The organism is Alishewanella sp. BS5-314 (assembly GCF_025377695.1).
Taxonomy (GTDB): domain Bacteria; phylum Pseudomonadota; class Gammaproteobacteria; order Enterobacterales; family Alteromonadaceae; genus Alishewanella; species Alishewanella aestuarii.
Genome location: NZ_JACEHJ010000002.1, coordinates 2,465,022 through 2,479,223, shown reverse-complemented (window position 1 = coordinate 2,479,223; position 14,202 = coordinate 2,465,022). Strand labels below are relative to the sequence as shown.

Annotated in this window: 12 protein-coding genes; 6 read left to right on the top strand and 6 right to left on the bottom strand. The window is 50.4% G+C overall.

Annotated features, from left to right (window positions below):
* The first annotated feature begins 142 nt into the window (after positions 1-142).
* Complete coding sequence (locus tag H1D31_RS16040) at positions 143-2,011, top strand: diguanylate cyclase domain-containing protein (protein WP_261259860.1); 1,869 nt, start codon at positions 143-145, stop codon at positions 2,009-2,011.
* A 22-nt stretch (positions 2,012-2,033) separates the two neighbouring features.
* On the opposite strand, the gene rep is transcribed toward H1D31_RS16040, so the two are convergent.
* Positions 2,034-4,049, bottom strand: coding sequence for a DNA helicase Rep (rep, locus tag H1D31_RS16035; RefSeq protein ID WP_261259858.1), 2,016 nt, complete (start codon positions 4,047-4,049; stop codon positions 2,034-2,036).
* A 117-nt stretch (positions 4,050-4,166) separates the two neighbouring features.
* Between rep and ubiK the strand changes: the two genes are divergently transcribed.
* On the top strand, positions 4,167-4,454 hold the full coding sequence (ubiK, locus tag H1D31_RS16030) for a ubiquinone biosynthesis accessory factor UbiK (protein ID WP_008606378.1): 288 nt from the start codon (positions 4,167-4,169) through the stop codon (positions 4,452-4,454).
* A gap of 46 nt (positions 4,455-4,500) precedes the next feature.
* Here the strand turns inward: ubiK and H1D31_RS16025 are convergent, their stop codons facing one another.
* From H1D31_RS16025 to H1D31_RS16005, 5 genes are all read right to left on the bottom strand, one after another.
* Entirely contained in the window at positions 4,501-5,430 is a 930-nt protein-coding gene (locus H1D31_RS16025) for an SPFH domain-containing protein (RefSeq protein ID WP_065955916.1), read from the bottom strand.
* A 20-nt stretch (positions 5,431-5,450) separates the two neighbouring features.
* A complete protein-coding gene (locus H1D31_RS16020; protein WP_261259856.1) occupies positions 5,451-5,891 on the bottom strand; it encodes an NfeD family protein in 441 nt (146 codons plus the stop codon).
* Positions 5,892-6,011: 120 nt separating this feature from the next.
* The gene (locus H1D31_RS16015) at positions 6,012-7,073 is read right to left on the bottom strand and encodes a M20/M25/M40 family metallo-hydrolase (RefSeq protein WP_261259855.1); all 1,062 of its coding nucleotides are present in this window, start codon (positions 7,071-7,073) and stop codon (positions 6,012-6,014) included.
* 115 nt (positions 7,074-7,188) lie between these two features.
* Positions 7,189-7,536: a RidA family protein gene (locus tag H1D31_RS16010; RefSeq protein ID WP_065955918.1), complete on the bottom strand. Its 348-nt coding sequence runs from the start codon at positions 7,534-7,536 to the stop codon at positions 7,189-7,191.
* Between the two features lie 141 nt (positions 7,537-7,677).
* Entirely contained in the window at positions 7,678-8,460 is a 783-nt protein-coding gene (locus H1D31_RS16005; RefSeq protein WP_261259854.1) for a YggN family protein, read from the bottom strand.
* 297 nt (positions 8,461-8,757) lie between these two features.
* Between H1D31_RS16005 and H1D31_RS16000 the strand changes: the two genes are divergently transcribed.
* From H1D31_RS16000 to H1D31_RS15985, 4 genes are all read left to right on the top strand, one after another.
* Entirely contained in the window at positions 8,758-10,572 is a 1,815-nt protein-coding gene (locus H1D31_RS16000; RefSeq protein ID WP_261259853.1) for an assimilatory sulfite reductase (NADPH) flavoprotein subunit, read from the top strand.
* On the top strand, positions 10,572-12,290 hold the full coding sequence (gene cysI, locus H1D31_RS15995) for an assimilatory sulfite reductase (NADPH) hemoprotein subunit (RefSeq protein ID WP_261259852.1): 1,719 nt from the start codon (positions 10,572-10,574) through the stop codon (positions 12,288-12,290). The genes H1D31_RS16000 and cysI overlap by 1 nt, the downstream gene beginning before the upstream one ends.
* Before the next feature lie 27 nt (positions 12,291-12,317).
* A complete protein-coding gene (locus tag H1D31_RS15990; protein ID WP_261260103.1) occupies positions 12,318-13,055 on the top strand; it encodes a phosphoadenylyl-sulfate reductase in 738 nt (245 codons plus the stop codon).
* Positions 13,056-13,258: 203 nt separating this feature from the next.
* Positions 13,259-14,125, top strand: a complete 867-nt coding sequence (locus tag H1D31_RS15985; RefSeq protein ID WP_261259851.1) for a hypothetical protein — start codon at positions 13,259-13,261, stop codon at positions 14,123-14,125.
* Positions 14,126-14,202 lie beyond the last annotated feature (77 nt).

Here is a 14,202-nt window from a genome sequence, read left to right as displayed (position 1 = left end):
CGCGGCTTTTTGTTTTCAGGCTGTTTTAAAGCCGGCTAAACTAATTCAGTTTTATTTCTTTACTCACTCTTCCATGCGTCTAAACTTTATGCATAATAACACTTTGTTATTATTGCTCTGACCAGTGTTTTTGCGCAACGGAATGGCGGATTTGAATAAGTTATCGACACTTCAGCATCAACTCAATAAAACCAATACCCGACTGCGGCGGTTATTGGCTTTAATTGCGCGCTATAAAGAAGCCTATACCATTCAGGGCGCCTTGTTGAAACTGTCGGAACTGGCGAGCAGTATCAGCGATATGGCAGAGTTTTATCCGGCGATCCACAAGATGGTGTCGGAGTTACTGCATGCGGAAAACTTTTATGTGGTGCTGTATGACAGCGAAACCACACAATATAGCCTGCAGTATTTTTCTGACGAAAAAGATCAGCAACTGATCGTGTCAGTGCCTTCCAGTGCTTTCTCCAGCGGCTTAACCGGTTATGTTGTGCGGACGCAACAACCTTTGCTCTGTGATGAGGCGCAGTTTGATGCGTTAGTCAGCAGTGGTGAAATCCAGTCGCAAGGCTCACCATCCGCGCATTGGATGGGGATCCCGTTATTGCGCGAAGACAAAGTTATCGGTGTGATGGCGATTCAGTCCTATGATCCGGCGTACCGCTATAACGAACATGATCTGAAACTGTTTAATAGCATTGGCAGTAATACCGTTATCGCACTGGATCGGGTAAAAAGCCGCGAATTGCTGGAAACGACAGTGCGGCAACGCACCTTGCAGCTGCGGCAAACTAACGAGTCGCTGCAAAAAGAAATCAAAGAGCGGATCCATGCCGAAAAGCTGCAAGCCGCGCTGTATGAAATTTCTGAGTTAACAGCCAGTAGCCAGGATATGCAAACCTTTTACCGCGCCATGCACAAGGTACTCTGTGGCTTAATGGCAGCAGATAATTGTTATATTGCCCTGCTGGACCAGGAAGGTACTAAACTGACTTTCCCATTTTATCTGGATCAATATAGTCCTGCCGCCAATGATCGACCTCTGGGTAAAGGTTTTACTGAGTATGTGATCCGTTGTGCCGAAGCGCGCTTGATTAACAGCGAAGAAGCGGCGCAGCTGGTGGAGCGAGGCGAGATCCGCCGGGGTATTGGTAGTTTAAACCAGCCGCATCGCATTTCGAGCAGCTGGCTGGGCGCACCATTAAAAGTTGATCAGCGGGTACTGGGCGTGATCGCAGTGCAATCTTATGAAACCGGCTATCAGTATACCGAGCAGGAATTGACTATCCTGCGTTTTGTTTCACAACATATTGCCGTTGCCATTCAGCGTAAATTAGCCTCGGAACGTCAGCGGCAACATCAGGAAGAGCTGGAGCGAAAAGTATTTGAAAGTACGCGGGAATTACGGCAAACCAATTTATTTTTACGTTTACAGGTAGAAGAGCGCAAAAAGGCCGAGCAGAAGCTGTTTTATGATGCCAATCATGACGTGTTAACCGGCCTCGCCAACCGGCAAATGTTTCTGCAGCAGCTCAAGCAGCAGTTTGCGCTGATCAAACGCCAGAGCCAACCGGGTATGGCGTTGCTGTTTCTCGATCTGGATCGCTTTAAGTTGATTAATGACACCCTGGGCCATCATATTGGTGATGCCTTTTTAATTGAGAGTAGCAAGCGGTTGCTCAGTGCCATCCGTGAACATGATGTGGCGGCGCGTTTTGGTGGTGATGAGTTCGTGGTAATGCTGCTGAATTTACAAAGCTTTCAGGATGCCGAAGAGGTGGCGCAGCGGATTATCGATAAATTCCGCCAGCCTTATCAGTTGGACGGGCATAAGACCCAGTCTGGGGTCAGTATCGGTATCGCCCCGCTGACCATGGAATATCATCATGCCGATGCGCTGCTGCGCGATGCCGATGCCGCGATGTACCATGCTAAAGCGCTGGGGCGTGGACGCTATGCGGTATTCCAGCCTGAGATGCGCGATCAGATGTTAAAGGCGCTCAGTAACTAAGCATCGCCTCACCGGGTGTTGTTTATCCTTTATTCAACAATTGCCGTAAGCGCGCAATATTCGCCGCGGCAGTTTGCTGGCGCTGTTCGGCCGTTTTCGGCTGGTCCGGCTTTTGCCACTCCAAGTCATCCTGCGGTAATTCCTGCAAAAAACGGCTGGGTTCAGGTCTGATGGTTTCACCAAATTGCCGGCGTTCGCGGGCATAGGTAAAGATCAGTTCGCGCTGAGCCCGGGTAATGCCGACATAGGCCAGCCGGCGCTCTTCCTCGACATTGTCTTCGTCAATACTGGTTTGGTGCGGCAAAATACCCTCTTCCATCCCAACCATAAACACGTACGGAAACTCCAGACCTTTTGAAGCATGCAGGGTTAATAATTGCACCTGATCGGCCTGATCCTCCTGTTCCTGCCGTTCTAACATATCGCGCAGACAGAGTTTACTGACCACTTCATTGATCGTCATGGCTGGCTCGTCATCTTTGCCTTCCAGCATTTCGACAATCCAACGGTACAGCTCGTTGACATTTTTCAGCGCCATTTCCGCTGCTTTCGGGCTGTTACTGGTTTCAAACAGCCAGGCTTCATAATGGCTTTGCCGGATCAGGTCACGTATGGCTTCGCTGGCCTCAGCACGCTGGGCATTATCTGCCAGCTGATTGATCCAGTCAGCAAATTGCTGTACTGCCTGCAAACTGCGCGCCGGTAAAATATGCGCTAATTCCGGGTGGCAGCAGGCGGCGAACAGGCTGATATGCAGTTGATTAGCCAGATTGCCAATTTTTTCTAAGGTAGCATGGCCGATTTCCCGCCGCGGCACATTAATAATCCGCAATAGCGCGTTATCGTCATCCTGATTCACCAGCAAGCGCAAATAGGCCATCACATCCTTGATTTCGCTGCGGGCAAAAAAGGAGGTGCCGCCGGAAATACGATACGGAATACGGTTAGTCATCAGTGCTTTTTCAAATACCCGCGCCTGATGGTTGCCGCGGTACAGAATGGCATAATCCCGGTACTGGCTGCGATTACTAAAGCGGTGCGAGATAATTTCGGCTACTACCTTGTCGGCTTCGTCTTCTTCGTGTTTGCACGGCAAGACTTTTAGCGGCACACCATAGCCGTTGACGCTAAACAGCTTTTTCTCAAACTCATGCGGGTTATTGGCGATCAGAATATTCGCCGCTTTTAAGATCCGCTCCGCTGAACGATAGTTCTGCTCCAGCTTGATCACCTGCAGTTCGGGAAAGTCTTTTTTCAGCAGCACCAGATTTTGCGGCCGGGCACCACGCCAGGAATAGATTGACTGGTCATCGTCGCCAACCACGGTAAAGCGGCGCCGCTCGCCGACCAGCCATTTCACCAGTTCATACTGGCTGGTGTTGGTATCCTGATATTCGTCGACCAGCAGATAGCGGATTTTCTGCTGCCAGCGTTCGCGGGTTTCGGTCTGATGTTGAAATAACAGGGTTGGCAGCAGAATAAGATCGTCAAAATCAAAGGCATTACACGCTTTTAGCATCTTGCTGTACTGCAGATAGTAATTCGCCAGGCTGATCGTTTCCGCATCCTGTGTTTGTTGCAGTGCCAGCTCAGGTAGCGTCAGGTCATTTTTCCAGCTGCTGATCCGGTTTTGCAGCTTACGGATCAGTTCTTTATCACCGTTATACTCGCCATCGGTCAGTTCCTTTAACAGCGCAAAGCTGTCCTGATCGTCAAACAAACTGAAGTTAGCTTTGTAACCAAGCTGGCGAAATTCTTTTTTCAGAATTTCCAGTCCCAGCGTATGGAAGGTCGAGATGGTCAGGCCACGGGTGGCGCTTTTGGGTAACTGGGCGTTAATCCGCTCCCGCATTTCACGCGCTGCTTTATTGGTAAAGGTCACCGCCGCGATATGCCGCGCCGGCAACTCGCATTCCTGAATTAAGTAGGCGATTTTATTGATAATAACCCGGGTTTTGCCACTGCCGGCACCTGCCAGCACCAGACAGGGGCCGCCAATAAATTTAACCGCTGCGTCTTGCTGTGGATTTAACTTCATCTGACCTGCCTTTTGTTCTGGGCTGGCATTGTAAGGCCTGACGGCAGAAATTTCATTCGCGTTCTGCCATTTAGGCCGTAGAATAGAGCAGAGCAATCGAAAACACCGGAGAAGATGATGCTGGATCCGAAAAAAATTGAAGAGATCGCCCGCCAAATCGGTGCTGTGATCCCACCGCAGCTAAAGCAGTTTGCCGATGAGTTGGAAAGCAAGGTTAAGCAGGTACTGCAAGCGAAGCTGGCCGATCTGGACTTTGTTAGTCGGGAAGAATTTGACGTACAGCGTCAGGTACTACTGCGGACCCGGGAGAAAGTTGAGGCGATGGAGCAGCAACTGGCAGCCTTACTGGCTGAAAAAACTCAGGATTTCCGCCAGAACGAGCTGCCAAGCTCAGATCAGCAGTAATGCAACCCTAAAAGCTGCGCCGGTGTTGGCCGGCGCAATTAAGCATTTATTTTTTTACGGATTTCAGAATTTCAGTTAAACCCGCAACCGCACCACCGATATTCGCCAGCTCGGCCGGCACTATCATCGTATTATTGGCCTTGGCCAGATTACCGAACTCTTTTACATATTGCTCGGCAACCCGCAAGCTAACGGCTTCCTGACCACCAGGCTGGTTAATGGACTCGGCGATTTTGCGCAGACCCTCAGCGGTAGCGATGGCAATCAGCTCAATTTCACGCGCCCGACCTTCGGCTTCGTTAATTTGGCGCTGCTTGTCAGCTTCCGACAGGTTAATCACTTCCTGCTTCTGACCTTCAGACACGTTAATCATCGCCTGACGTTCACCCTCGGACTTGGCAATGGCTGCCCGCCGTTCCCGCTCGGCGCGCATTTGTTGTTCCAGTGCATCTTTAATGCTAATTGGCAGCTCGATATCGGCAATTTCATAACGTAACACTTTAACGCCCCAAGGACCTGCTGCTTCGTCCAATGCCCGTACTACTTCTTCATTGATTTTTGCACGCTCTTCAAAGGTTTTATCCAGATCGGTCTGACCAATCACCGAACGCATAGTCGTTTGTGCCAATTGTGCCGCGGCATAGCGATAATCGTTGATGCCGTAACTGGCCTTCATCGGATCGATAACTTGCAGATACAAAATGCCATCAATACCGACCTGGATGTTGTCACGGGTAACACAGGTTTGGCGTTTAACGTCGATCACTTCTTCTTTCAAAGTTTGGATATAAGCAACTTTATCGACAAAGGGGATCAGAATGTGAAAACCTGAATCAAGCGTGCGTGAGTATTTACCCAAACGCTCAATCACATAATTACTTCGTTGCGGTACAACCCGGGCTGATTTGAAAATGGTGATCACGACCGCCAGCGCAAAGCCAAAGGTAAGAATGGTTTGAATATCTAATTGTTCCATAAGTTAAGACTCCTTTTTCGTTAGTTAACTTTGACAACAGTGAGATGAATACCCTCATTCGCAACAACACGCGCCAGATCGCCGGCTTTTAACTCGTCACTGGATTGCGCATCCCACTGTACACCGTTCAACACTACCCGGCCGCGGCCGTGCTGAAAGTCTGCTAAAACTGTGGCTGTGTCGCCGATGTCTTCAGTAAAACGCGATGGATGTTCGCCTTTGTCGGCGGTGAAACCAACAAACCAGCGTTTAAAACGGCCTCGGGCGGTAAATAGCAGTACCAGACTGACAATACCAAAGACGGTGTACTGAGTACTGGCCGATTCAATCCAGCCGAGCTGCAGTAACACGCCGACGACAATGGCGGCTAAGCCCAGAAACACTGCGACAATACTGGTGGCCAGTAATTCGCTAAGAATTAATGCCACACCGATAATAATCCAAATCATGGCTGTACTCATTTAAACCTCCTGTTACTAGCTTTAGGCTCACCGCCGCAGTGTAGCGCCAAAATGACAGCTTGCTAACTGTTAATTTACAACGAATTGTAAAAAGGTGTAACAATCTGCGCCGGACTCGTTCTAGAGCTTAGTCTTCGCCAGAGCCAGGTCAAGCTGTTGTAAAAAGCTCAGCACGGTTTCCACCACCTGATGATAAAACGCGACATCGACTTTATCTGCCGTGTCTCTTGGCGTGTGGTAATCGGCATGATCGGCCACGCCAAAGTAGATAAAGGGGACGCCCTGCTGATGAAAGACGCCGTGATCAGAGCTGAGCGTCCAGTCCTGACTGCGGCCGGCTTTGTACCAGGGGCGATCGTGGGCGGCGATTAACTTAACAGCACTCTGTTGTTGCAGCTGTTCCAGTAATGGCAGTAACCAGGGGTGATGATAACTGCCAACGGCAAACAGCTGCTGTTCGGTATCGCGGCTTAACATATCAATATTGATATTAAACCTAAGCTGGTCGGCACTGAGCAGGCCGGTACGAAACAGTGCTACCGCACCCTGCAAGCCTTTTTCTTCGCTATCCAGTGCGGCAAACAGCACCGGATGACGCAGCGGATGCTTGGTAAGGTAACGTGCCAGTTCTAACATGGCGGCGACGCCAGAGGCATTATCGTCGGCGCCATAGAAGATGGTATCGCCGTGCATGCCGAGGTGATCATAATGAGCGGTAATAATCAGTGGCTTTAAACCCGGCTCAGTACCCGGCAATAACCCGAGCACATTGGCTGCATCTTCCACTCCAGGAATAACGGCATTTTTGCGTCGAAGCCAGCGATTAAATGAAAAATGTTCCGTTACGCTATAGGGGTGCAGGTAACCCTCGCTGCCGGCGGGGGTTAAACCGATAGCGGCAAATTGTTCGGCAATCCATAATCTGGCAGCGATGCCGCCCGGCGTACCCGGGGCGCGCCCTTGCCGCTCTGCCGCGGCCAGCCAGCTAAGGTCGGCCATCATCCGCTCCGCATCAAGACGTTGCTGTGGTGCTGCCGGCACGGCCTGTTGTTTTAGCGCAGTAATTCTGGCGCTTTCCTGCTGGGTTAGCTGCGTTAACCAGTAAGGTTTCAGACCATAGTAAGCCAAGAGCGCTATGACTACGATAGCCAGGGGCCAACGTAATTTTTTCAGTAATAACATCTGAACGTCCAGTTATCGATAAGTTTCTGCAAGGCAGCAATTCGCGCTGCCAACTACGTTTATGTAGTTATCATACTGATAATGTCCGGCAAAGTAGTGTTTTTTCGACTAGTTCTTACTGCGCTGCGACCACTTTGATTTCGACCTTCCAATGCGGATCGGCCAGTTTAGCTGCTACGGTAGTGCGTGCCGGTGCTGCGCCTTCAACCAACCAGGCATCCCATACCTGGTTCATCGCGGCATAATCGGCCATATCAGCCAGAAAAATCGTGACGTCGACCAGCTTGCGTTTATGACTAAAGCAACGCTCCAGCAGGGCGTCAATCTGAGACAGCACATTTTCGGTTTGGCTTTTAATATCGGTTGCCGTGGTATCCGGCACCATGCCAGCGCAAAAGATCAGGCCATTGGTAATAACGGCTTCTGAATAACGGACTGTAGGATCAATATGTTGGATGCTCATCTTTATTGCTACCTTAGCCGGGAAAAGAGTAATGATAGGCTAACGCGCTTTATTGAAAACTGCCAGTTGCGGGCATAAAAAAGGGCGTACTGTCATGCGAAGCAGTACGCCAAGCCGTGGTTAGGAAATTGAACTCGTTGCTTAGTTTTTAGCGGTTTTTACATTATTAAATAAGTCGTAGGCAGCCATGGCCGGCAGACGTTGCTGGATTTGGCTTTCCAGTTGATCCAACTGCTGCACTTGCTGGCACATGGCTTCACCGCGCTGCTCCAGCACACTGGCTTTGGCCTGCATATTTTGCTCTAACTGTTCGCCAAACTTCTCCATGCGCTGGCCAAAGGCTTCCATCCGCTGCTCGAACGTGCCCTGGCCGCTGACCATCGCTTTGCCAATTTGCAGCATAATATTGCCCATGCTTTCTTCGACCAGGCTTTCTATCGCGGCATCAAATTCCGGACCAAAGGCTTGATCGAGTTTTGACAGGGCGCTGCCACGCACTTCCAGTTGCTCGCCGCGCCGTACAATAATCTCGTCAGTGCTTTTTTGGATTTTCGCAAGCACATCACGCATCTGTGGATGCTGTGCCAGCGATTTACCGGTCAGTTCGGTTAACACTTGTTCGACAGCGGTACCTGCCAGTTGTAAGCCTGCTTGCACCAGTTCGACGGTGTTGATTGCCTGCTCGCGCACACCAGCCTGATATTGTTGCAGTAAAGCGCGGCTCTCGGCATCGGTGCTTTGCTCTTTACCGGCTAACCACAGCCGACCTTGTTGGTCGATGGTCCACAGCGGCTGTTGCTGTTGTTGTAATATCACCTGCGTAGGTGAAATAACTAAATCGTGCTCAAGTTGAAACTGGCAGCTTTGCTCTGCGACAACCGGGTTAGCGAGGACGACAGTGGCGGTTAATACTAAGGCTTTCATTATTTTATCCTTCTTGCTGATTTGACCCTGTAAGTAGAGCAAAGTGAATGCCAACTATTAACACACTGATTTTAAACAATAAAATTGTCATGTCAGTGACGGGTTGAGAAGGTTTATTGTTGGATTGGCTAAAAAGTAGTGAGTTTGGCTAAGTAGTTGTCGCTGTCTTTAGAAAGAACTTATTCAGGCAGCCTGAGTTTTTAATTACTTTCTGGAATAACCAAGAGAGATCCATTCTTTTACCCGCTAGCATCTGGATGGCTAAAATGCCAATAATTAACTTAAGCAGGGTTTGTTATGCTGTTATCGTCACTGGTCGCTCAGGCCAGCCCGCTGTCTGAACAGCAGGTAAAACAATTACAGGGGCTGGTAAGCCAGCTTAATCCGATCCAGCAAGCCTGGGTTAGTGGCTATCTGGCGGCCAGTGCCCAATTGGCCGGTCAGAGTGTGGCAGTTGCTCCCTCCGCGGTAGCGGCACCTGCCGCTACCCTAACAGTGCTATATGGTTCACAAACAGGCAATGCCAAGCATGTTGCGGAAGATCTGGGCAAGGCCGCCAGCGGCAAAGGCTTTACGGTTAAGGTGCAGGATCTGGCCGAATATAAGGCGGCTAATCTGAAAAATGAGCGCTTTTTAGTGATTGTCACCTCGACCTATGGTGAGGGAGAGCCGCCGGAAAATGCCATCAGCTTTTATAACTTCCTGTTTAGTAAAAAAGCGCCACAGCTGCCAGAGCTGCGTTATGCGGTATTGGGCTTGGGCGATACCAGCTATGAATTTTTCTGTAAAACCGCACAGGATTTTGATCAGCGTCTCGCCGAATTAGGCGGCAAAGCCATTATTGCCCGGGCGGATCTGGATGTTGATTACAGCATTGCCGCCGCGAACTGGCAGCAGCAGCTCATCACTACCTTAGAGCCGGAGTTCGCGCAGGCGCCGGCGGCAACGGCTGATGTGATTAGCTGGCCGGGGGCCAGCCAAACGGCGGCGGCACAGAGCAGTTACAGCAAACAACAACCGTTTAGCGCTGAGCTGTATACCAATCAGAAGATCACCGGCCGTGATTCCAGCAAAGATGTGCGGCATATTGAGATTTCGCTGGCGGGCTCCGGGCTGCGTTATCAGCCGGGTGATGCCCTGGGGGTCTATTTCAGTAACGACCCACAGCTGGTAAAAGAACTCTTACTACTCACTGGTATTGCTGCTAATACCCCGGTGTTACTGGGCACAGAGCGACTGACTATTAGTGATGCCCTGACTGAACAGTTGGAGCTGACCCAGTCCTATCCCGCCTTCGTCGATAAATATGCCAAAGCCAGCGGCAGCGCCGCGTTACAAGCTTTAGTTGCTGATAAAACCGCGCTACGCAGCTACCTGAGTGAACGGCAAATTATTGATATCGTGCGTGAACATCCGGCGCTGATTAGCGCGCAGCAACTGGTGGATGCGCTACGTAAGCAGCAGCCTCGTTTATATTCTATTGCGTCCTCGCAGGCCGAAGTGGAAGACGAGGTGCATTTAACGGTGGGTGTAGTACGTTATGAGGCCTATGGCAAACCGCATCTGGGTGGCGCTTCCGGCTTTTTAGCCGAGCGGTTAGCAGAGGGTGGCAGTATTAAGGTGTTTGTTGAAACCAATAACAACTTCCGCTTGCCAGAAAATGATGACACCCCGGTGATAATGATTGGCCCAGGTACCGGCATTGCGCCTTTCCGCGCCTTTTTACAGGAGCGGGATGCCCGTGCCGCTAGCGGTAAAAACTGGCTATTCTTTGGTAACCCACACTTTACCCAGGATTTCCTGTATCAGGTGGAGCTGCAGAATTACTTAAAGCAAGGCTTGCTGACCCGGCTCGACGTTGCTTTTAGCCGCGATACGGCGGAAAAAGTCTATGTGCAGCATAAGCTGCTGAAACATGGCGCTGAGGTCTGGCAATGGTTAGAGCAGGGCGCACACCTGTATATCTGTGGTGACGGCGCCAGGATGGCGAAAGACGTGCATCAGGCGTTGCTGACCATAGTGCAGCAGCGAGGCGGTAAAGATGAAAAGGCCGCGCAACAGTATTTAGATCAGTTACGGATAGCCAAGCGCTATCAGAAGGATGTGTATTAATGAGTCAGTATCCTGTTAATCCTGAATTTGTCGCGCCGGGCAAGCTGTCGGACAACGAGCGCTTAAAGGCCGAAAGCGACCATTTACGTGGCACTATCACCAGCGACTTGCAGAATGAGATTACCGGTGGCTTTACCGGCGATAACTTTATGTTGATCCGTTTTCACGGTATGTATCAGCAGGATGACCGTGATATCCGCGCCGAGCGCGCGGCGCAAAAGCTGGAGCCGCTGCACAATGTGATGTTGCGGGCGCGGATGCCCGGCGGCATTATTACACCAGCGCAATGGCTGGCCATTGATAAGTTCGCGGCCGAGCACACCTTATATGGCAGTATCCGCCTGACCACTCGCCAGACTTTCCAGTTCCATGGCGTGTTAAAGCCGAATATTAAACCGATGCACCAGTTCTTAAACAGCATTGGCATTGATTCGATTGCCACTGCCGGAGATGTTAACCGTAACGTGCTGTGTACCTCTAACCCGGTCGAGAGCGAATTACATCAACAGGCGTATCAGTGGGCAATTAAGATCAGTGAACATTTGCTGCCAAAAACCCGCGCCTATGCCGAGATCTGGCTGGATGAGGAAAAAGTTGAAACCACCGAGACCGAGCCGGTGCTGGGTGATACCTACCTGCCACGTAAGTTTAAAACCACAGTGGTGATCCCGCCGCACAATGATGTTGATGTGCATGCCAACGATCTGAACTTTGTCGCCATTGCCGAGCACGGCAAACTGATCGGCTTTAATGTACTGGTTGGTGGCGGCCTGGCGATGACCTTTGGCGATACCTCGACTTATCCGCGCCGGGCGGAAGAGCTGGGCTTTATTAGCCTGGAGCATGTACTGCAAGTGGCCGAGCATGTGGTCACCGTGCAGCGCGATTATGGTGATCGGGTGAATCGTAAAAACGCCAAAACCAAGTACACCATCGATCGCATCGGCGTCGACAATTTCCGTAGCGAAGTGGAAAAGCGCGTCGGTGTCGCTTTTGAACCGGTACGCCCTTATGCGTTTACCAGCCGCGGCGATCGCTTTGGCTGGGTCGAGGGCATTGATGGCAAGCATCACCTGACGCTGTTTATCGAAAATGGCCGGGTGCTGGATTTCCCGGGCAAACCATTAAAAACCGGCTTAGCGGAAATCGCGAAGATCCATCAGGGCGATTTGCGGATGACGGCAAACCAGAACCTGATTATTGCCGGCGTGCCGCTCGAGCAAAAAGCGCAAATCGAACAACTTGCGCGTCAATACGGTTTGCTGGATGACAACCACAGTGAGCAGCGTAAAAACTCGATGGCCTGTGTGTCGTTCCCGACCTGCCCACTGGCGATGGCGGAAGCGGAGCGTTACCTGCCTGAACTGGTGACGAAAGTTGAAGGCTTGCTTAGCAAAAACGGTGTTGCTGATGATCATATCGTGCTGCGGGTCACCGGCTGTCCGAATGGCTGTGGCCGCGCCATGCTGGCCGAGGTCGGCTTAGTGGGGCGGGCGCCGGGTAAATACAATGTCTATCTGGGTGGTAACAAAGTCGGTACCCGGATCCCGAAACTGTTTTTAGATAACGTTGCAGAAGCAGAGATTTTAGCTCAGCTTGACCAGCTTATCGGGCGTTGGGCCACCGAACGGCAGGCCAGCGAAGACTTTGGTGATTTTGTGATCCGCAGCGGTGTGGTCGCAGAGGTCAAAGTGTCTAAAACCGATTTTCACGCCTGAGCCGGAGTAAGCAGCATGGGGCAAGTACTGAATGATTACCGGCAGATCCTGCAGCAGAGCACCGCAGTGCAGCAAGTCTGGCTGGCGGAAATTAACTCGCTGCTGGCGCCTCTGTCGGCGGCTGAGCGGGTGGCCTGGGCGCTGCGACATTTACCGCAGCAACCGATGCTCAGCTCCAGTTTTGGCATTCAGGCCGCGGTGATGCTGCATCTGGTCAGTGTGCAAAAAACGGATATTCCGGTGGTGCTGACTGACACCGGCTATTTATTTCCGGAAACCTATCAGTTTATTGACCAGCTGACTGAGCGACTGGGACTGAATTTGCAGGTTTATCGCGCTGCACTGAGCCCACAGTGGCAGGAAGCCCGCTATGGCCAGCTCTGGTTAAGCGCTGAGGGTATCAAGCAATACAATCAGCTTAATAAAGTCGAGCCCATGCAGCGAGCGCTACGCGAGCTCAATGTGGGCACCTGGTTTACCGGCTTGCGCCGCAGCCAGAGCAGCACCCGTGCCGATAAAGCCATAGTGGAAATCAGCCGGGGTGTGGTTAAGGTGCAGCCTATTATCGACTGGAGCAATAAGGACGTCTTTTACTACTTAAAACAGCATAACCTGCCTTACCATCCGCTGTGGGAGCAGGGCTATTTATCGGTCGGCGATACCCATTCCACCGCAAAATTTGAACCGGGCATGAGTGAAGAAGATACCCGCTTTAACGGCTTTGGCCGCGAATGTGGTTTGCATATCGATGGTGATGGTATTTGATTAGATAAAGCATCGCCGGTATCTGCTAAACTCCCAACATTCGGTCACCAAGTTAACTGTCGCTACTTTTGTTGCAAATGTGAATTTTTTGTCTACATTTTTGATGGCTTTCTATAGTCGGAATAACAGATGGAGAATGTTATGAAAATAGAAAATCGAGACTCAGTAGATACTCATATTAGCCCTAGCCAAGGAGGTGCAGTATGAAGCGCGTGTTCGGAATTCTGATTTTATTGACCGCCCTATTTGCTGCTCCTGTGATGGCTAATCAGTGCCTTAACTACTTAAACTTCAATCAAGGTTTGTGTGGCAGTTATAGATATCATCCTATAAACGTTTATTTCCGCGATCAAAATGGTGTACAGCAAGAGTTGACGGTGCATCGTATATACAATAGTAGTGGCGTACCTGTGCAGGCTGACCTAGATTTCAAAGTAAATTGTCTGGGCGGCTGTGGTTCGAATATTGAGTCCACCGTTAACACCGTGCTATGGGCATTCCGTGATGCTTACCTGAACAATAGATTCTACACTATAAGATATTGTGATCCTCTATATGAAGTTTGTTGTGACGGGTCCCAATGTATGGATATTCTGTCAGAGCCCCAGTCAAAGTTTAACTCTAACGACAGTTTCCAAGTTGAAGAGTTAAGTGGTCGTAGAGGGACACGGAGGCCAATTGAAGAAAATATCCCCATCGCAGACTCGGCCTTGAACCTATATGACAGAGCCGTGCGAACAAGTAACAATGAAGCTGAGTTGAGACAGCAGGTTGTTGCGCAACAACAAGCCTCTATGAAATTTATGATGACAGTTAGTACCAGTGGTGGTCATAACGTCTGCGTTATCACCGGAGATGTTTGTGCGGCGCTAGATGGTTATGTTTCTGTTTCAGATAGTTTCTCAAGTGTTCAATTGGAACACAATTATGGTCCTAAGTTTAATACAGAACTGGATAGATGGTTAAGAGATTGGTTTAGTAATCAAACGCAACAGAAAACATGCACTCAAAGTATGAGTTGTGATGTTACAGGCAGATGCACTATAACTATGCGATGCTCGATTCGTTAGTAGGTTGCGAATTGCGAGGCTGAAATCACTTTTCAGTCTCGCATAGTTTTTGTCTGCTGATGCCTTTACCGGAGAGG